The sequence below is a fragment of the Hallella absiana genome (assembly GCF_025457485.1).
GTDB classification, from domain to species: Bacteria; Bacteroidota; Bacteroidia; order Bacteroidales; family Bacteroidaceae; genus Prevotella; species Prevotella absiana.
In genome coordinates this window covers 259,411-279,062 of the sequence record NZ_JAMXSP010000001.1, presented here as the reverse complement: position 1 = coordinate 279,062, position 19,652 = coordinate 259,411, and the positions used below count along the sequence as shown (strand labels likewise).

Genomic DNA, 19,652 nt, shown 5'->3' with positions numbered 1-19,652 from the left:
CGGCATTCATTCTTTATCCTTCATAATGACTCTCTTTGTCAACGACTTCACCCTGTAGAATCTTGAAGGAGTTGAGGTGTATGCCGTCGTGGAGCGAGAGGATGGCATAGCGGATGGTAGGATCATTGGCCAGCCGGATATCCTCTTGTGATGGTCGTGAGGGACTGGCGGGATGAGAATGCCAGTTGGCGAGAATCTTCAGATGCTTAGTACGAGCGTATTTCAAGGCTGCAAACTGATCCTTAGGCGCGAAGGAGAAATGTTCCGAACTGTGATCGATATTCTCCATCCAGTAGTTTTCGGTTACAACGCCGTCGTTGCCGAGCAGATAGCCACACGTCTCCAAGGGTGCGTCTTTCTGTGCCTGTGCGATCATTTGCTGGATGACATCATCGTTGATTTTCATGGTGCTGTATATTATAAATAGGTGTGGGAGACAGTGCTGTGAACGTTTAGTGCAGATCGCACGCTGTCTGTTCGTAGTCGATGAGATGGTCGATGGTGGGATGTTCACCACAGATCTCGCAGTTGGTGCGTCGCTTGACCTTGATCGTGCGGAAGTTCATCGTTTTGGCATCGAAGGTGAGCAGGCGGTTGGTGAGCAGTTCACCTACGCCAAGGATATATTTCAGAGCCTCGGCAGCTTGTATGGTGCCCAACATACCGGCAATGGCACCGAGCACTCCTGCCTGCGAGCAAGTGGGTACAGCACCGGCTGGTGGCGGTTCCTTAAAGAAGCAACGGTAGCAGGCTGAGCCTGGCACATGGGTAAACGTCTGACCGCGGAAGCGCAGAATGCCACCGTGGCTGAATGCCTTGCCAAGCATCACGCAGGCATCATTGATGAGAAACTTCACGGGGAAGTTATCGGTACCGTCGATGACAAAGTCCCACGGTTCGATGATCTTCTTGGCGTTGGACGAGTCCATGAATTCGTGGTAGGTAGTTACCTCCACGTCAGGGTTGATGGCGAGCATCTTTTCTTTGGCACTCTCCACCTTTGGTTGTCCCACGTCTTTGGTGAAATGGATAATCTGCCGTTGCAGGTTGCTCAAGTCCACCACGTCGGCGTCTACGATGCCGATGTGTCCCACACCAGCTGCTGCAAGATACATAGCGGCGGGTGCGCCCAAGCCACCGGCACCGACAATGAGAACACGGGCGTTGAGAATCTTTTCCTGACCCTCAAGCCCAACATCCTGTAAGAGAATATGACGGCTGTAGCGCTCTATCTGGTCTTCTGTCAAGTCTATCATAAGCTGCCTCCTCCCATGAAATAAAGGAAGTCTACATGGTCACCTTCCTTGATTTGTGTCTTGTCGTAGTCTTCTTTCTCCACAAACTCTTCGTTGACCTGCACGGTCACCATCTCAGGCTGGAAAACCTTGTTCTGCTTGATGAGTTCGCTGAGTGTCAGCGGCAGTGTCACGTCTTGCTTTTCGTCGTTTACGATAATCTGTGCCATAATGCTATATTTTGATGTTTTTGTTGCTTGATTGGGGCATTACAACTTTCGTTGATTTTCGTTTGCAAAGTTCGCTATTTTTTGCTTGGGATGTAATACCCCTCTATCGGTATATTGCCATCCCACAATTGTGGTAGACATCTACTCTATCTATGGTATTGCCTGTTTAACTATTTTGGCATAACTTTGCATTTTGTTAGGCTTTGACAATGGAAGAGCCCAGTATATCATCAAAATAGAAAGCATGAAGCATAGACAAAGCACTACACCTCTTTTATTATTATTTGTCTCGTTGCCCTTGGTTGCCCAGACCGACAGTGTGGCAAAGCAACGGGTCTATAGTCTCAATCCCGTGGTGGTCACGGGTACTGGTCATCATCAGCGGTTGCGCTCTGCCATCAGTCCCGTGGAGGTAATCGGGCAGGGGAGTATAAGCTCGTCTTCACCCCGGTTGTTCGCAGAGTCTGTAGTCAGGCAGTTGCCTCAGCTTTCGATATCACCCAATTCCACGGGTGCCTATCTGCGGCTCAATGGATTGAGCAACAAATATGCGCTGATTTTGCTTAATGGCAAACGGCTCATCGGCGACATCTCGGGCAATGTCAATCTCAACCGCATCGACATGACCAACGTGCGGCGTATTGAGGTTCTCGATGGAGCGGCCTCTTCGCTCTATGGCAGTGATGCCATCGGCGGTGTGGTTAACATCATCACGCTACAAGAGGCTTCGAAACCATTGTCCTTCACTACCGATACCAGGGTGTCTGCCCATGGACAGTTCCGACAGGCTACCAATCTGCAATTGGGTTTCCGTGGCTTCAGCAGTCTGACCTCCTTTACCCATGACCAGAGCGGTTATTATCGCAACAATCCCTTGACTTACAAGAGTGGTACAGACGGGGACACCTATCAGTCGCTGGCTCCTCTGGCCTCTGGCTGGCGTACCAACCTTGTTACCCAGCGATTTGCTTATGACAATCATAAGGCATTGAGCCTTTTTGCCGAGGGCAGCTATAACTGGCATAAGACGGTGAGACCCGAGACTCAGACTGATGTCGCCGGCGGCTTTGACTATGAGTTGCGCTCAGAAGCTTGGCGGTGGGACGCCGGAGCCACGTATCGACTCTCTGCCAAAAACAGTCTGCAGCTGCGCTTCAACGGCGACCATTATTCCTATGGTAACGAGTACGACGTGGCGACCAAGACTTACGCGGTTGGCGACTATGTACGCAAGAAGACACAACGACTCTACGAAGGAGAGCTCAAAGGTGTGTTCTCTTTTCTGCAAGGCGCAACAACCATCGCTGGCATTGACTGGCAAAACAGTTTTCTTGATGCTATTTCGGGAAGCGTCGATCGCCATGTCTACACATGGGCAGGGTATCTGCAACACGAGCAGGCACTGACCAAAAATTTGAAAGCACTCTTGGGAATGCGCTATACCTATCATGAGACTTTTGGCAATAACTTCACGCCCAAGGTGGCATTGCTCTATCATTACGGCCATTTGCAGTTGAGAGCGTCATACAGTCGTGGCTACCGTGCACCAGGCCTTGATGAGCTGTACTATCATTACTATACCTTTGTGCGCAACTTTCCTACGCTGACTATTGGCAACAGCAACCTCAAAGCAGAGACCAGCGACTATTTCTCGTTCAACGCGGAATATCAAACACGGAAATGGACGGCTGGCATAACAACTTTCGTCAACAATATCCATGACATGATCGTCAAGACGATTGTCAGTGTGGATGCCGACGAGGTAGCTTCCCTTCGCCGCGACTTTCCGGAGATTACCGACGCACAGGCCATAACGCTTACACACTATAATCGCTACGACAACAGCGACCGGGGACGGGTTTACGGTTTGCGTGCCCATTTCACGGTGGAACCGTTAGACGGTCTCAGTCTCTTTGCCAACTACAGCTATATTCTTGCCCGACAACAGTCCGATGGGATTTGGTCTAATGTAGAGCGCAGTATCCGCAACACTGTCACGCTGGGTGCTGACTATATCCATCGTTGGGGACGATACACGCTGGGGCTCCATGCCGACGGGCGTTTGCAGAGCAAGACCTATTATCCGGTACCCTACGAGGATGCACCGGGATATGGGCTTTGGAATATCTCCACCACGCATACCTTTCGCTTCCGTGGCTTGGAGGTGATGCCGAGCCTGGGTGTGGACAATGTGTTGAATACCCGTGACCGGCGCATTGACAGTACGTTGCGGAGATATTCCAACTTTTCCTCGGGTACAACGATTGTTGCGGGACTGAGGATCAAATATTAGCAGAGAGAGTTGATGCTGTAGGAGGCATAGAATCTATAGAGGCTATAGAGACTATAGAATCTATAGATACTATAGAAAACGATAGAAGTCATAGAACAGAAAAGAAAAAGAGGATAGAGTCGGTGGGCTCTATCCCCTTTTTCTTTTTAGTAACACACTGACGACCACTGGTGCACCGACGAGTGCAGTCACGGAGTTGACCGGTAGTACACCCTCGTAGCCCGGCAAGCGGGCGACCAGATTACAGAAGAGAGCCAGCAGGGCTCCCGTGAGCAGACAAGCAGGCACCAGCAGACGGTGACTACCTGTTTGCAGAATGCCACGGCACAAATGAGGTACAGCGAGACCAATAAAGAGAATAGGACCGCAATAGGCGGTGACAACGGCTACGATGGCACCACTGAAGAGAATGACCAGAGCGCGCGCCCTGCGAATGTTCAAACCTAAATTACGTGCATAGCTGTCGCCAAGCAACAGCAAATCCATGGGCTTCACCATGAAAAAGGTCAGAGGCAACAAGATAGCCATGACAGATATAAACAAAGTGACGGCATTGCCAGAAACTCGGGAGAAACTGCCCAGTCCCCAAATGACATATTCGCGAACGTCGTCGTCGTTGGCAAAGCATTTCAGTACGCCAATGGCAGCATTGGCTACGTAGCCAATCATCACACCGATGATAAGCAACGTCACCGTGTTCTCTACACGTCGGGCAAAAAACGTCATCAACAGCAGTGTGCCCATCGCACCGAGTATTGCCGCGCTTGTCAGTGCTACATTGCCAAGGAAGCCCATGCTGCTCAGAGCACTGCTGCCCAATGTACCAGCCAGCAGAACGACTATGGCGACACCGAGCGATGCTCCCGATGTGATGCCCAAGACCGATGGACCAGCTAAAGGATTGTGGAAAACGGTCTGCATCTGCAGGCCGGACACAGCCAGACCGGCACCGGCTACCACGGCAGTCAGTGCTTGGGGAAGCCGGGAACTCAGGATGATGTTGCGATGAATGATACTTGTAGTAGAAGTCTCGTTGCCATGAAAGAGGATAGCAAGTGTCTCATGCAAAGAAATGGGAACAGAGCCCCACAGCAGGTTGAGAGCAAACAACAGTGCTAAGCCGACTGTGAGCAAGATGAAAGTGGCGATTGGGTTGCGGTGCATCATGATGCGAGATTTCAATTCTGAGTTGTAAAGAGCGACTTATCACAAACAGGAGACTTCTTGTTGATTAGAGAAGCTTGTAGAAATGGGGGTGATAGGTGGGCAGGAGCTCCGGATGAATGGCTTTGATGAAGTCGGCCAATAGCCAGTCGGGGCGCAAGGGTGCCAGCTCGTGATAGCCGCTGGATGCGATATTGCAATAGATCACATGGTGGCGTTGAAAGGCAAGGAATTGCTCATTGCGCTGGTCCTCAGCCTTGAGTGCCTGATAGGAAAACGTGCCGGGATAGCTGTTCATCACCCGCCAATAGTCGGCTTGGGCTGCCATGGCATACATAGACTCAAAGTCAGAGGGGAAACCGCCCGTGTGTTGGTCGTGTTGAGGGAGATAGACAGCACCGGCATCGCGCAGGAGTTGGGCGAGATAGCTCTTGCCGCCCATGACAAACCACTGTCCGCCTTTCTGCTCCCCGCTGAAGATGGTTGGTCGGTGCGTTGCCTTTGCGGCTAAGGCTTGATAAGCGTGATAGTGTTGTTCCACTTGTTGGAAGAAAGCGTTGGCTTCCTTCTCTCTGCCCGTGAGCATACCCACGAGCTTTACCCATTCGGCCTGACCCAGTGGTGTGGGCTCCTTGAAAGCTGTATAAGGAATCAGTGGCGAGCCTACTTGCTGCAAAGCTTCATAACCGCCTTTCTTAAAAGGGGAGACGAGGATAGCGTCGGGTTGAAGCGCCATGACCGTCTCGGTGTCGAAGTTCCCTTCATAGCCAATCTTGGCGATCTTACCCTCAGCGATGCGGTGCCTCACGTCTTTGTCTTGCAGATGGCGCACGCTGGTGATGGCCGAAACCTGGTCGAGTGCATGCAGTTGGATGAACGCAGCCAACTGCTCCGTGCCCATAGGAATGCAACGCTCCACCGGTACTTCCACCCGATGATAGTATTCCTTAGGAATGCCGGAAGCGTTGACACCACGGGGAATCAGCGCCAGACGATAAGTGCTCCGGCTCTTATGTCCTGCCACACTGATGTCGACAAGACGTGTTCCGTCGGAGAGATAGCGTACGGTGAAGTTCTTTGCATAGCGAAGCGTGACGTGGGCACTGTCTGAGAGAATCTCGCTCACGTCGGCTTTCTGCCCCCGATGGCTGAGCGTGCCCGGTCGGCAGGCAGAAAACAAAAGAAGGCACAGCACTATGGCCATGCCCTTCTTCATCTCTCTTTTCAATAAATATCTGTCAATCAAAAAATGGTTCGTTTTCATATTGTTCTTGATAGAGTGGGGTAGCCCGTGACGTTTTCAAACACACAGTCTAAGTCCGTAGCAGCCTAAACCTAAGTCTTTTTAGCTGAATGCGCCGTTGAGATACTTTTGTGTCAGCTCATTCTTTGGATGACGGAAGACCTGTTCGGCATCGCCTTCTTCCACGACTTTGCCCATGTACATGAAGATGACATGATCGGCAATGCGTAGCGCTTGACTCAATGTGTGTGTGACCATCACGATGGAGTTGTTGACTTTCAATTCAGTAAAGAGTTCCTCAATCTTGTGGCTGCTGATAGGATCGAGTGCGCTTGTGCTCTCGTCAGCGAGCAGATAGGTAGGCTCTACGGCCAAGCTGCGGGCCAGGCACAGACGTTGCTGCTGTCCGCCGCTCAAGCGGGATGCCGGAGAGTTGAGTCTGTCCTTGACCTCGTCCCACAATCCCACGGCGCGCAGATAGTGGCGCACGATCTTGTTTTGCTGATGACGGTTATGGATGCCGTGGATGCGGCAACCGTAAGCCACATTGTCGTAGATGCTCATAGGCAGAGGGCAGGGACGCTGAGGCACGAGGCCGATGTTGCGGCGAAGTTCAGAGAGGCGACTGCTGCCAGCCCTGAGGATGTTGGTACCGTCGAAGGTGACCTCGCCGGTCATGCGCAGGCCTTCCACGCTGTCGTTGAGACGGTTGAACGTGCGAAGCAACGTGCTCTTACCGCAACCTGAGGGGCCGATGATACAGGTGATCTTGTTGCGGGGAATCTCCACGTTGATATCCTTCAGTATGTGAGCCCCATGGATGTAGACATTGAGGTGACGGGTCTGCAGACGCGCTCCCGTGGCGTGAGCAAACTTGTTGGTCACGGAGAAGGAAGCATCCTCTCTGTTGAGGCTACTGAAAGCAAACGGGAGGAAGCCGTTGCCGAAGTGGTGGAGTGTACTTGCTATTGCGTTCATAAGCGTCTCTGTTTTTACAGTTGCAAAGTTACGGAAAACCTCGATGCCGGGGAATACCACGCTAATAGTATTTTCATACCACAATGATGGTATGGCCAAATACCCTTATAGGGCGATTGCTTATTTTGTTGATTCCTTCTATCTTTGCATGTAGATTAAAGCAATATGCAATGAAGAAAAACTCGTGCAAAGAGAAAGCAATCCGACACATGCTATATATAATAAGGAGTAGAGTGACGAAACTTGTCATCGTGTTTCTTTTGTTGCCCACACTTTTCTGTGGCTGTGGGCGTAAGCCAGCGGCCAAAGCCGGAGACTTGCAGGGCAACATTGCCGTGTCGGGAGCGTTTGCGCTCTATCCGCTGATGCTTCGTTGGGCCGACGCCTTCAGCCAGCAGCATCCCGGAGTGACCATAGACGTGTCGGCTGGAGGCTCGGGCAAGGGCGTCACCGACGTGCTGGCGGGACAGGTAGACTTGGGAATGGTGTCGCGAGACTTGAAAGCACCCGAGCGGCAGCATGGTGCCGTGGCGGTGGCTGTAGCCCGGGATGCCGTCGTGCCCATCATCAACATCCGTCATCCGCTCTATCGTCAGCTGCTTCGACGGGGACTCTCTCAGAAGGTGGCATGTGGCATTTGGGTCACCGGAACCATCAAGACCTGGGGGCAGGCAGCGGGCGTGAACAGTCATGCGCTTATCAATGTCTACACTCGCAGCGATGCCTGTGGGGCTGCCGAGACATTTGCCTCCTGGCTGAAATCCCATCAGGAGGACTTGCGCGGCACGGGTGTCTATGGGGACCCGGGCATTGTGCGTCAGGTGGCCAACGATCCTTATGGGCTCGGCATGTGCAACATCAGCTATGCTTTCGACGATCAGACCGGACGCCCCAACGAAGGCATTGCGCTTTTCCCCATTGACACTGATGGTGACGGGCGCATCAGCAAAGATGAGCAGTTCTATGCTTCAAAGCAATCTCTGATCAAGGCCATTCAAGACGGACGTTATCCTTCGCCACCAGCCCGACAGCTATTTGTGGTGAGCAAAGGCAAACCTCAGAATGTCATCGTCAAGGCTTTCCTCCGTTTTATCTTAGAGGAGGGACAGAAATACAATATTCCGGCAGGATTTATCCCTGTACATGAAAAGCAGAAAGTAAGGCACTGAAATGTTGCACAGCCATTGGGGATGTTGTGCAGAAAATGGTGAGTATGTTTTAAATTACTTTAATTGTGCTGACAATGTTATATAGTATAAAGCAGAAAATGGATAACTTTGTTATAAACTTAAAGTTTTGAAAGTGTTAAAGTCAATCAATAATGACAGATTTTAAAGAAATATTTGAGAGTCGCTACACATGGATTGAGGGATTTATGCGCAATGTCCGCCGCTATGGATGGCGCACGGCAATGATCGATCCCATTCAGAAGAAAACATGGACTTACCGTGAACTCAACGCTGATGTCAACCGGCTTACCAACCGTCTGATGACCGACGGACTGAAAAAGGGTGACGTGATGATGATGATGATGCTCAACAGCCCGGAGTTTGCCTTTATTTATATTGCAGCCCACAAAGGACATTTTGTCAACAGTCCGGTGAGCTATCGACTCTCGTCGGGAGAGTTGGCTGATCTGTTGAAGACCAACAAACCAAAAATACTGTTCTTTGACGAGGCTCGCAAAGGCGATGTTCTCGCTGCCGTGAAGATGAGTGGATGGCGTCCTCAGCGCCTTGTGGTCGTCGACGGAGCCAGCGACGGCACGGTCATCTCGTTTGTCGACTATGTCGATGGCAGTACGGCTGAGGAGCCGTCATTTACTTGCGAGTATAACATCTACGACGAGACGACACGCCTCTTCACCTCCGGTACGACGGGACACGCCAAGGCTGTGCCACTGACGAGCATCAACGAGGTGCTCTCCAGCCACGACGTGATGATCCATTTCCCGATGAGCTATAAGGACGTGACGATGAACACCACTCCTTGGTTCCATCGTGGCGGACTGCACTGCGCCGGTCCTTGTCCTACATTCTACGCCGGAGCAGCCCTGGTGGTGATGCGCAAGTTCGACGCCGGACTGACGCTGAAATATATCGACCGCTATAAGATCACGTTTGTCATCGGCGTGCCTACCGTCTTGGAGCGTCTCGCCGATGAGCAGGAAGACAAGGGCTACGACATCAGTACGCTGCACGGCATCGTGACGATGGGCAGTCCGCTTGAGCGTTCAGCCTGCATCCGCTATCAGAAAGTGCTCACGCCAAATATCTTCAACGGCTATGGTACGACAGAGACCTTTTGGAACACCTTCCTGCGGCCTTTCGATCTGCCGGAGAATGCCGGTACGGCCGGTGCCTCTTGCGTCGATGATGACGTGCGTGTGGTGAAAGTCTATGAAGACCGGCGGGCCGAGCCCGACGACCTGGCCAAAGACGACGGCACGGAGATCGGCGAGGTGATCATCTCGTCGCCGGCAAAGTCGCCATTCAAATATGTCAACAATCCCGAGGAGACCGAGCAGAAATACTACAAAGGATTCCTTTATACCAACGATCTGGCTACGTGGGATGAGCATCAGTTTGTCACCATCGTAGGCCGTAAGGACGACATGATCATCTCTTCGGGCGAGAATATCTATCCCGTGGAGATAGAGGAGGTACTCAACCTCAATTCTAAGGTGAAAGACTGCATCGTCACTTCTGTGCCTGACAAGATGCGCGGACAACTCGTCACGGCATACGTCGTCAAGGCTGACGAGAGCCTCACAGCCGAGGAGTTGGACGAGTTCTGCAAGGAAAGCCCCGAGATTGCCAACTTCAAGCGGCCGCGTTACTATCGCTTCGTGTCGAGTGTTCCACTCAATGCTACGGGTAAGAAACTCCATGCCAAGATCAAGGCCATCGCCGCCGAAGACCTGCGCAATGGTTTGCTCTATCGCGTATAGTTCAATCGAAATGAAGGCTTAAAACACATAGGAGAAGCGACGGAAACGACAAAATTCCGTTGCTTCTCCTGTTTTTTTGTGTCTTACTCTCAGTTTTTCTCCTTTTTTGTCAACACTTTGTTGACGTTTTATTATTTTTGCAATAAGTTTAATCTCTTAACCTGTTGCTATGAGAAAGCAGTTATATTCTCTGATACTATTGTGTTGCTGTCTGTTGCTGTTCTCCTGTCAGAAGGCTTATGTAGGCGACGACGACTCAGAAGAAGTCCGCAAAGAAAGCGGTGTGAATCTACGGCTTAGCATTGCCAGGCTTGGCGATGCCGATTTTGAGAAGTCCTATGAAGTGTTGCGCAGTGCGGATGTTACCACCTTGTGCAATAGGGTGAGCGTCGCTGTTTATCAAGATGGTACAAGAGTGAAGCAAGTTAACCAAACGACATCGGACCAAGACTTCGGAAAGATACAGTTGACACTGCCTGCCGGAAAGTACAAGATCTTGATTTTGGCCTACAGAGGATCGAAGAGTGCGACGATGACCAACGCGGAGAAGGTCTGTTTCAGTGGCGGAATGAGTGACACCTTCTGGTATTGCAAGGACATAGACTTGGAGTCCGACACGTCAGAAGACATCATGATGAAGCGTATCGTGGCGATGTTCCGCTTGTCACTGACCGATACCATGCCAAAAAATGTCAAGACTTTAAAGTTCGCCTACACGGGCGGCAGCTCAACGCTCAATGGTGTGACAGGCTTAGGGTGCGTCAACTCCCGGCAGAGCGTGGAGTTTGCGATCACGTCGGATATGGTCGGCAAGGCTAATGACTTTGATATATACACCTTTCCCAAACCCGACAGTCAGACTTTAAAGGTCACTGTAACAGCATTTGACGGCAATGGCAATCAGATCATTCAGCACATTTTTGATGGTGTGGAGATCCAATGCAATATGATCACCAAGTACACCGGAGCTTTCTTCACCGGGGCGGGTACGGGAGCCAGTGCCAACTATTCCAACCGTCTATTGACCAATGATGAGTGGAGACTGAACGATAACACATTCTGATATAAAATGAAATATCCCCGGCTTGAGCCGTTTGCTCAAGTCGGGGATATACTTATGAAAGACAGAGACCCTAAGCCTCTCATCCAAGATATTGGGTGAGGATTTTGGCGTAAGGACTACGTCTGATTTTCTCAATAGCCTTTTCGCGTATCTGGCGCACCCGCTCGCGGGTGAGTCCCAAGCGCTCACCAGTTTCCTCGAGCCCTTCCTCTTGACATCCAATGCCGAAACTGCGTGTAATCACCTCTTGCTCACGTGGCTTCAATACTTTCTTAAAGATGCTCTCTAAGTCGATGCGCATAGATTCGCGGTTGGTGATATTCGACACCGTATGGTCGGATGAAGGCAACAGATCAGACAGGCTGTTGCTATCGTCTTCGTTGAATGGTGCGTCGATGCTCATGTGCCGTGTGTCAGCAGTCAGGGCGTCTTGTATCTTATTGCTGTCGATGTTGGTGAGGGCAGACAGCTCTTCTGTGGACGGCTTGCGGTGATTGGTTTGCTCAAACTTCTCGATCTCTTGGTTGATCTTCGAGATGGCTCCCACTTGGTTGAGTGGCAGTCTGATCATTCTGCTCTGTTCGGCGATGGCCTGCAAAATGCTCTGACGGATCCACCACACTGCGTAGGATATGAATTTGAAGCCTCGTGTAGGATCGAACTTCTCAGCCGCCTTGACCAGTCCAATGTTGCCCTCGTCGATGAGGTCGGGCAGCGAGAGCCCCTTGTGCTGATATTGCTTGGCAACGGACACGACGAAGCGCAGGTTGGCACGGATGAGCTTGTCCTTGGCACGCTCACCCTCGCGGCCTCCTTTCTGTATCTTCATGGCCAGCTCTTCCTCCTCGTCGATGTCGGCCATCGGTATGCGGCCTATCTCCAAGAGGTATTTGTCGAGTGACTCGCTCTGCCGGTTGGTGATGCTACGTTCAATCTTTAACTGTCTCATGACTATTATGATCCTTTCTCTTCTAATTTTCTCAGTAGCCAAGATGCAAAAACCGTACCAATAGAACGATTGTGTCTGACTTGATATTTTTGTTGAATAAACTGACATTTTTGCGGCCAAATACAGGCGATTTTCTGAAACGGCCCACATCTTGCTCTCATTTTCGCGAATTTCAGCTGGTTTTTGTAAGTAGCTAATAATCAGACATATATAAATATGCGGCTATTCCCGGCTGGTCAGAAAGGTACTTTGACGAGAAATTTTCTAGAGAATTTCTCGTCAAAGTACCTTTTTGATGTTGTCATCTCGGTTGTTTCACTCGGTCATCTCGGTTGTTTCATCCTATCATCTAACCTTTTTGACCCTGTCATCCCACTCTTTTCTCCTTTTGCTCTCTTTTATTTCGTGTTTTCTGCTTGGATGCTTTTCTAGAATGTGCTCAAAGGTTGACAGACTTTTGTCAATAAGATTTATCATTGGAAGTCTTTCCTGAAAGGTCTACACAGTCTTGGTTGTTTGGTGCGTTAATATTTTGGAATCACTATAGAGGCAATCGTCATTTAGCCCCAAATACTTATAATCACTGTTCTTGGGATTAAATTGCTTTTTTAGACTCTTTTTTAGTCAAGTCGTTGGAAGTCTTTAAAAAAACATATATAATTTGCCTATTGTAGCATCGGCTGTGTCATTCAGAATATTATATAATTAGTGTCAGCCCTTCATATTTTTTATTCTTCTGACGCAGATTCCGATTATTTTTTGTAAGTTTGCCAAAGAAATGGCAGTGTCTATATCCTTTAAGCAGGATCATGCATTGCCATCGTCGAATATCATTCACCAAACAACATTTACAAGCGTATGAAGAAACTCATTCCAGTATTGGGCCTTGCCCTGATGATGGCAGCCTGTGGCGGCAAGAAAGCCCAGCCGGCTGCAAGTGCTGATTCCACAAAGGTGGCAATTAACGATAGTGCGGTCGTAGACACTTCCTATTGTGGCACTTACCGTGGAACCCTGCCAGCCGCTGACTGTGAAGGCATTAAGACGGTGCTCACGATCAGTTCTGACAGTACTTATAACCTGTCGAGTGACTATATTGGCAAGAAAGACGGCCAGTTCGTCACCAGTGGCGTCTATCATCTCAAGGATGGAAAGCTCATCGAACTCGTCACCCCTTCTTCCGGTGAGAAGACTTACTACAAGGTGAAGGATGCCAAATCTATCATTATGACTGATTCGCTTGGCACAGAACCCGAAGGTGAGATCGCCAAGTTCTATGTGTTAACGAAATAATCTTTTGCCGTTGGTTTCGTGATGTTTGCTCAGTCGCTTAAAGAGGTATAACTTGTTCGGCTTACAGTCCCTAAAACTTAAGTGAACAAAAGGTAGGAAAGGTTATGTATATATAATAAGGTGTAGCCTTCATTGAGGTTAATGAAGCTTAAACCTAAAGACTTATGCTAAACGTTTGAAATCAAGTGCCATCAAAGAATTATTAATTATCAGAATAAATAAGTCGAATATGATTAAGAGAAACGCAAAGATTCTTATGAGTGCTTTACTATTGCTCGGCGGTAGCAACATGGCGCTCCAGGCCAAACAATGGACTTTGGGCGACTGTGTCAACTATGCGTTGGCCAACAACATCTCGTTGCGCAAGTCGGTAGTGAACTATCAGAGCGCACAGGAGACCTTGTTGCAGAGCAAGTCGGCCCTGCTGCCCTCGCTGTCGGCATCGACATCGCAAAACGTCACCTATAACCCATGGCCTGAGCGTGGCAGCTACATGATTGCCGGCGACAAGGTGCAGACCAATGTCGACAAGACTTACTACAATGGTTCATACGGCATCAACGCTTCCTGGACGGTATGGAACGGCAACAGAAACCACAATCAGGTGAAGCTTGACCAGCTTTCTGTCGATGAGGCCCGTCTTGACTCGGCGACTACTGCCAACAGCATTCAGGAGCAGATTGCTCAGCTCTTCGTGCAGATTCTCTATTCCAAGGATGCCGTCGCCGTCAACAAGGCTACGCTTGAGGCTTCCAAGGCCAACGAGGCTCGCGGCAAGGAATTTGTCAAGGTCGGCAGCATGAGCAAAGCTGATTTGGCACAGCTCACTGCCCAGCGGGCCCAAGACGAATACGCAGTGGTGCAGGCTGAGAGTAGTCTGAGAGAGTATAAACGTCAGCTCAAGCAACTGCTGCAAATCACCAGTGAGGAAGAGTTCGATGTGACTGTACCAACCACGACCGATGCCATGGCCTTGGCGGCTGTTCCGAGTGTATCCTCTGTCTATGAGAGCGCATTGGCCAACCGTCCGGAGATACAGCGTGCGGCCACAGCCATTAAAGCCAGCGACTTGCAGTTGAAGATAGCAAAAGCCGGGAAAATGCCCACGGTGAGCCTAAGTGCCGGGCTGAACAGCAACACCACGTCGATGAGCAATAATAACTGGGGCACACAGCTGAAAAACAACTTTGCCTTTGGTGGTGGGGTGACGCTCAGCGTGCCGCTCTTTGACAACCGACAGACCAAAACCGCTGTCAACCGGGCCATCCTTGAGCGGCAGTCCAATGAGCTTGACCTTCGCGACAAGCAAACCACGCTCTATTCCACCATCGAAAACTATTGGTTGCAGGCGGTCAATAACCAGGCGCAGTATCGAAGTGCCAAAGTCAGCACCGAGAGCGCGCAGACCAGTTACAACCTGCTGCAGGAGCAGTTCAAGCAAAACTTGAAGAATGTCATTGAGCTCATGAATGGCAAGAATGCGCTGCTCAAGGCACAGCAGGCCGAGTTGCAGGCTAAATACCTGGCTATCCTCAATCAGGATATGCTGAAATTCTATCAGAACGGAACCTTGAAACAATAAGAGAGACGAGAACACAACACAGACACAGCACGAGTCAAACACAAGAAAGAAAACACAAAACAGAAATTGATAAAGAGAAAAATGAAAAAGATTAAAATCAGCAAAGTCTGGATATTGGTAGCCATCGTCGTCGTGCTGGCCGTGGTGGCTTTCCTCTTGTCCGGCAACAAAAAGAAAGAGCAGGTGCAGTTCAACACCGCCGAGGTGGCACCTGCCAACATCGTGAACACGGTGACGGCAACGGGTACGATCGAGCCGGTGACCTCCGTCACGGTGGGTACGCAGGTGTCGGGTATCGTCAGTAAGCTCTATGTCGACTACAACAGTGTGGTGAAGAAAGGGCAGGTCATCGCTGAGCTCGACAAGTCAAACCTGATCAGTGAGCTAAACTCAGCGAAGGCCAACCTCGAACAGGCCAAGGCTTCCTTGTCGAGCGCAGAGAGTAGTCTGAGCTATCAGGCTGCCAACTTCCGCCGCAACAAGGCGCTTTATCAGAAAGGACTCATCTCGGGCAATGATTACGAGAGTGCCCGCCTGAGCTATCAGACGGCGATGGCCAGTGTGTCTTCGGCACGCGACCAGGTGTCGGCAGCCCGCGAGCAGGTGAAGAAAGCGCAGACCAACCTGGGCTATGCCACAATTACTTCGCCGATCGACGGCATCGTGCTCTCGAAGAGCGTGGAGGAAGGCCAGACGGTGGCCGCCAGCTTCAGTACGCCTACGCTGTTCACCATTGCCAAGGACTTGACCAATATGCAGGTCGTGGCAGATGTCGATGAGGCTGACATCGGCGACGTGAAGGTGGGAGAGCGCGTGACGTTCACCGTGGATGCTTATCCCGACAACACCTTCTCCGGTACCGTCAAGCAGGTGCGCCAGGAGGCTACGACAACGAACAACGTGGTGACGTATTCTGTAGTGATCAGCGCACCGAATGCTGACCTGAAGTTGAAGCCGGGACTGACGGCTACTGTCACCATCTATACCCAGGAGAACAAGGGTGTGCTCAGCGTGCCCAGCAAGGCACTGCGCTTCACACCGGAGAAAGAGACCGTTGGCGGTATGAAGATCAAAGACATCGCCAATGCCAAGAACAAGGTTTGGACGATCGAGGGCAACACTGTGGTGGCTCATCGTGTCAACATCGGAATGACTGACGGTTCGCATACTCAGATACTCAGTGGTATCAGTCGTGGCGCTAAGGTCATCACGGGCATCAGTTCCGCAATGCCCGATGATGACGGCGACGACAACACGACTTCTTCCAGTGAGTCCAGTCCGTTTGCGCCGAAAGGACCGGGAAGCAAGAAGAAGTAATGAATGTTGAATGATAAATGGAAGCAATGTTGAGTGTTCAATGTTGAATGATGAATGAAAGCAATGTAGAATGCTCAATGTTGAAGGATGATTGATTCAACAAAACAGGAAAGCCACAATGAACAACAATAATCATGATATCAGCAATGGCGGCAATCGCAAAGTCGTCATAGAGTTGCGGGATGTGAAGCGTGACTTCTTGGTCGGTGACGAGACCGTACATGCGCTGCGTGGGGTGTCGTTCAAGATCTATGAGGGTGAGTTTGTCACCATCATGGGTAAGTCCGGTTCCGGAAAGTCCACGCTTCTCAACCAGCTCGGCTGTCTCGACACGCCCACGAGCGGCGACTATTTTCTCGATGGCGTCTCCGTGCGCACGATGTCGAAGAGCCAACGTGCCGTGCTGCGCAACCGCAAGATAGGTTTTATCTTTCAGAACTATAATCTGCTGCCAAAGACGACATCGGTGGAGAACGTGGAGTTGCCGCTGATGTACAATCCCGACGTGTCGGCCCAAGAACGCTTCCGCCGGTCGGTAGAAGCCTTGAAGGCTGTAGGACTGGGCGACAGACTCTATCACAAGTCCAACCAGATGTCGGGTGGTCAGATGCAGCGTGTGGCCATAGCCCGGGCCCTGGTCAACAATCCTGCCGTGATTCTTGCTGACGAGGCGACGGGTAATCTCGATACCCGCACGTCGTTTGAGATTCTTGTACTTTTTCAGAAACTCTATGCCGAGGGACGTACGATCATCTTCGTGACCCACAATCCCGATATCGCGCACTATTCTTGCCGCAACATCCAGTTGCGTGACGGACACGTCATCAGCGACGAATATAATCCACATATACAAAGCGCCGCGGAGGGCCTTGCCGCCCTTCCGGCCAATACCGACGAATAGGAAACATGAACTATACCAATCTTTTCAAAATAGCCCTGCGTGCGATCATGGCCAACAAGATGCGGTCGTTTCTCACAGCACTGGGCATTATCATTGGCGTGGCGTCGGTCATTACGATGCTCGCCATAGGACAAGGTTCGAAGCGAAGCATTCAGGCCAACATTGCAGAGATGGGTTCCAATATGATCATGATCCATCCGGGTGCTGACATGCGCGGTGGCGTACGACAAGATCCGTCGGCCATGCAGACGCTGAAACTCTCGGACTATGAGTCGCTGCGCGATGAGTGCAACTACATCAAGGGCATCAGTCCTGTGGTCAGCAGCTCGGGACAGTTTATCTATGGCAACAACAACACGCAGTCGACGCTCTATGGTGTCAACCGGGAGTACCTCGACATACGCCAGCTGAGCGTCAGCGACGGCGACATGTTCACCGATCAGGACATCAAGGCGGGCGCAAAGGTGTGTATCCTCGGACAGACTGTGGTGGACTATCTCTTCCCCGACGGCAGTGATCCTGTGGGGCGTGTGGTGCGCTTCAACACCATTCCCTTCCGTGTCATCGGCGTGCTGAAGAAGAAAGGCTACAACTCCATGGGTATGGATCAGGACGATCTCGTGCTGGCACCTTACACGACGGTGATGAAGCGAATCCTCGCCCAGACCTATCTGAGCGAGATACAGGCCTCGGCTATCACCGAGGATGTCACCGACAAAGCCACGGCAGAGATGACCACCATCCTTCGCCGCAACCATAAACTCAAGGATGCCACAGACACCACGCAGGGCGACGACGACGATTTCAACATACGGTCGCAGGAAGAGCTCTCGTCGATGATGAACTCCACCACCGACATGATGACCATTCTCCTGGGCTGTGTGGCAGGCATCTCGCTGATAGTGGGTGGCATCGGCATCATGAACATCATGTATGTCAGTGTCACTGAGCGCACCCGTGAGATTGGTTTGCGCATGAGTGTCGGCGCCCGTGGCGTGGACATCCTCAATCAGTTTCTCATCGAAGCCATCATGCTGAGTGTCACGGGCGGCATCATCGGTGTGTTGCTCGGTATTGGTGCCAGTTACGCTGTGAAGATGTTTGCTCACTGGCCGATCTATATAGAGCTGTGGAGTATCATCATGAGTTTTGCAGTCTGCACGTTCACGGGCGTTTTCTTCGGCTGGTATCCTGCCAAGAAAGCAGCACGTCTGGATCCTATTGAGGCGATCAGGTATGAGTAGTCTTAAAGGATTTTAGTTATAGGGCGGCCGTCATGATGCTTTCGTGGCGGCCGTTTCTGTTATATAGAATTTGGCCTTCCTTATTGTAAGTTTGCTTCATACCGGCTTCCGTATTCAAGCCATCGCTCTCTTACCGTCTGGTTCCTGCTTAGTGGCACTGATTATTTGGTGCATCTCTTTGCGCTTTGCGTTTTTTTTTGTAAGTTTGCAAAAAAGAATGTTATGAAAGAGATCAGTTGGGGATTCATAGGTTGTGGCGAGGTAACAGAGAAGAAGTCCGGCCCCGCTTTCAACGTCGTGGAGGGATCGCATGTCGAGGCGGTGATGAGCCGTAACGAGGACAAGGCGCGCTCCTATGCCGAGCGTCATCATATCCGCAAGTGGTATACCGATGCCCAGCAGCTCATCGACGACCCTGATGTCAACGCCATCTATATTGCCACGCCACCTTCGAGTCATGCCACGTTTGCCATCATGGCCATGCGGGCCCATAAGCCTTGCTATGTCGAGAAGCCTCTGGCAGCAAGCTATGAGGATTGTCTGCGCATCAACCGCATCAGCGAGATGACCGGCGTGCCCTGCTTTGTGGCCTATTACCGACGCTATCTGCCTTACTTCCAAAAGGTGGAGGAGATCATCAACGAGGGCACGTTGGGCAAGATACTCAATGTGCAGATACAGTTCTCTGTGCCGCCACGCGACCTCGACTACCGTGCTGTCAACAGTTTGCCGTGGCGTTTGCAGCCCGACATCTCAGGTGGAGGCTACTTCTATGACCTGGCTCCGCACCAGTTGGATATCCTTCAGCATATCTTTGGCGTCATCACGCGTGCCCATGGCTATCCCACCAACCGTGCTCATCTCTACAAGGCAGAGGACACGATCAGTGCCGCATTTATCTTTGCCTCGGGTATCCCAGGCAGTGCGTCGTGGTGCTTTGTGGGTCACGAGAGTGCCAAGGAAGACCGAATCACGGTCGTCGGCGACAAGGGATCGCTCTATTTCTCGGTCTACAACTACGATCCCATCCATGTCGTGACCAGCGAGGGCAATGTCAGCTACGTCGTCCCCAATCCTTCCTATGTGCAGTTGCCGATCATCCGCGAGGTGATCCGCCATCTGCAAGGCGAGGCCGAATGTGAATGCACGAGCGTGAGTGCTACGCCGGTCAACTGGGTCATGGACCGCATTCTTGGTAAGTTCTGATGAA

17 protein-coding genes are annotated in these 19,652 nt (G+C 51.1%); 10 read left to right on the top strand and 7 right to left on the bottom strand.

Features of this window, described 5'->3' with window-relative positions:
* Positions 1 to 13: 13 nt before the first annotated feature.
* The 3 genes from NG346_RS01055 to thiS are packed head-to-tail and all read right to left on the bottom strand — an operon-like array spanning position 14 to position 1,465.
* On the bottom strand, positions 14 to 406 hold the full coding sequence (locus NG346_RS01055; protein WP_154533361.1) for a M67 family metallopeptidase: 393 nt from the start codon (positions 404 to 406) through the stop codon (positions 14 to 16).
* Positions 407 to 452: 46 nt separating this feature from the next.
* Positions 453 to 1,256: a HesA/MoeB/ThiF family protein gene (locus NG346_RS01050; RefSeq protein WP_262278739.1), complete on the bottom strand. Its 804-nt coding sequence runs from the start codon at positions 1,254 to 1,256 to the stop codon at positions 453 to 455.
* A complete protein-coding gene (gene thiS, locus NG346_RS01045) occupies positions 1,253 to 1,465 on the bottom strand; it encodes a sulfur carrier protein ThiS (protein WP_154533359.1) in 213 nt (70 codons plus the stop codon). Before thiS ends, NG346_RS01050 begins: the two co-directional genes overlap by 4 nt.
* A gap of 244 nt (positions 1,466 to 1,709) precedes the next feature.
* Between thiS and NG346_RS01040 the strand changes: the two genes are divergently transcribed.
* Positions 1,710 to 3,758, top strand: coding sequence for a TonB-dependent receptor plug domain-containing protein (locus NG346_RS01040; protein WP_262288121.1), 2,049 nt, complete (start codon positions 1,710 to 1,712; stop codon positions 3,756 to 3,758).
* 129 nt (positions 3,759 to 3,887) lie between these two features.
* On the opposite strand, the gene NG346_RS01035 is transcribed toward NG346_RS01040, so the two are convergent.
* From NG346_RS01035 to NG346_RS01025, 3 genes are all read right to left on the bottom strand, one after another.
* Entirely contained in the window at positions 3,888 to 4,922 is a 1,035-nt protein-coding gene (locus tag NG346_RS01035; protein WP_262278926.1) for an iron chelate uptake ABC transporter family permease subunit, read from the bottom strand.
* A gap of 67 nt (positions 4,923 to 4,989) precedes the next feature.
* Positions 4,990 to 6,138 carry an ABC transporter substrate-binding protein gene (locus tag NG346_RS01030; protein ID WP_262278741.1) on the bottom strand — a complete coding sequence of 383 codons (1,149 nt, stop codon included), beginning with the start codon at positions 6,136 to 6,138 and terminating at the stop codon, positions 4,990 to 4,992.
* 129 nt (positions 6,139 to 6,267) lie between these two features.
* Positions 6,268 to 7,143: a phosphate ABC transporter ATP-binding protein gene (locus NG346_RS01025; RefSeq protein ID WP_262278742.1), complete on the bottom strand. Its 876-nt coding sequence runs from the start codon at positions 7,141 to 7,143 to the stop codon at positions 6,268 to 6,270.
* Positions 7,144 to 7,313: 170 nt separating this feature from the next.
* Between NG346_RS01025 and NG346_RS01020 the strand changes: the two genes are divergently transcribed.
* The 3 genes from NG346_RS01020 (at position 7,314) to NG346_RS01010 (ending at position 11,156) form a co-directional block, all read left to right on the top strand.
* Positions 7,314 to 8,312 carry a PstS family phosphate ABC transporter substrate-binding protein gene (locus NG346_RS01020; protein ID WP_262288120.1) on the top strand — a complete coding sequence of 333 codons (999 nt, stop codon included), beginning with the start codon at positions 7,314 to 7,316 and terminating at the stop codon, positions 8,310 to 8,312.
* 152 nt (positions 8,313 to 8,464) lie between these two features.
* Positions 8,465 to 10,093 carry a class I adenylate-forming enzyme family protein gene (locus NG346_RS01015; RefSeq protein WP_262278744.1) on the top strand — a complete coding sequence of 543 codons (1,629 nt, stop codon included), beginning with the start codon at positions 8,465 to 8,467 and terminating at the stop codon, positions 10,091 to 10,093.
* 169 nt (positions 10,094 to 10,262) lie between these two features.
* Positions 10,263 to 11,156 carry a FimB/Mfa2 family fimbrial subunit gene (locus tag NG346_RS01010; protein WP_262278745.1) on the top strand — a complete coding sequence of 298 codons (894 nt, stop codon included), beginning with the start codon at positions 10,263 to 10,265 and terminating at the stop codon, positions 11,154 to 11,156.
* A 79-nt stretch (positions 11,157 to 11,235) separates the two neighbouring features.
* Here the strand turns inward: NG346_RS01010 and NG346_RS01005 are convergent, their stop codons facing one another.
* Positions 11,236 to 12,105 (bottom strand): sigma-70 family RNA polymerase sigma factor, encoded by an 870-nt coding sequence (locus NG346_RS01005; RefSeq protein WP_262278746.1) that lies wholly within the window; start codon positions 12,103 to 12,105, stop codon positions 11,236 to 11,238.
* An 858-nt stretch (positions 12,106 to 12,963) separates the two neighbouring features.
* On the opposite strand from NG346_RS01005, the gene NG346_RS01000 reads away from it, so the two are divergent.
* From NG346_RS01000 to NG346_RS00975, 6 genes are all read left to right on the top strand, one after another.
* Complete coding sequence (locus NG346_RS01000) at positions 12,964 to 13,398, top strand: copper resistance protein NlpE (RefSeq protein ID WP_262278747.1); 435 nt, start codon at positions 12,964 to 12,966, stop codon at positions 13,396 to 13,398.
* 256 nt (positions 13,399 to 13,654) lie between these two features.
* Positions 13,655 to 14,980 (top strand): TolC family protein, encoded by a 1,326-nt coding sequence (locus NG346_RS00995; protein WP_262278927.1) that lies wholly within the window; start codon positions 13,655 to 13,657, stop codon positions 14,978 to 14,980.
* An 81-nt stretch (positions 14,981 to 15,061) separates the two neighbouring features.
* Positions 15,062 to 16,297, top strand: coding sequence for an efflux RND transporter periplasmic adaptor subunit (locus NG346_RS00990; RefSeq protein ID WP_262288119.1), 1,236 nt, complete (start codon positions 15,062 to 15,064; stop codon positions 16,295 to 16,297).
* 118 nt (positions 16,298 to 16,415) lie between these two features.
* Positions 16,416 to 17,198: an ABC transporter ATP-binding protein gene (locus tag NG346_RS00985; RefSeq protein WP_262278749.1), complete on the top strand. Its 783-nt coding sequence runs from the start codon at positions 16,416 to 16,418 to the stop codon at positions 17,196 to 17,198.
* A 5-nt stretch (positions 17,199 to 17,203) separates the two neighbouring features.
* The gene (locus NG346_RS00980; protein WP_262278750.1) at positions 17,204 to 18,442 is read left to right on the top strand and encodes an ABC transporter permease; all 1,239 of its coding nucleotides are present in this window, start codon (positions 17,204 to 17,206) and stop codon (positions 18,440 to 18,442) included.
* Positions 18,443 to 18,664: 222 nt separating this feature from the next.
* The gene (locus NG346_RS00975) at positions 18,665 to 19,648 is read left to right on the top strand and encodes a Gfo/Idh/MocA family protein (protein ID WP_262278751.1); all 984 of its coding nucleotides are present in this window, start codon (positions 18,665 to 18,667) and stop codon (positions 19,646 to 19,648) included.
* Positions 19,649 to 19,652: the final 4 nt, after the last annotated feature.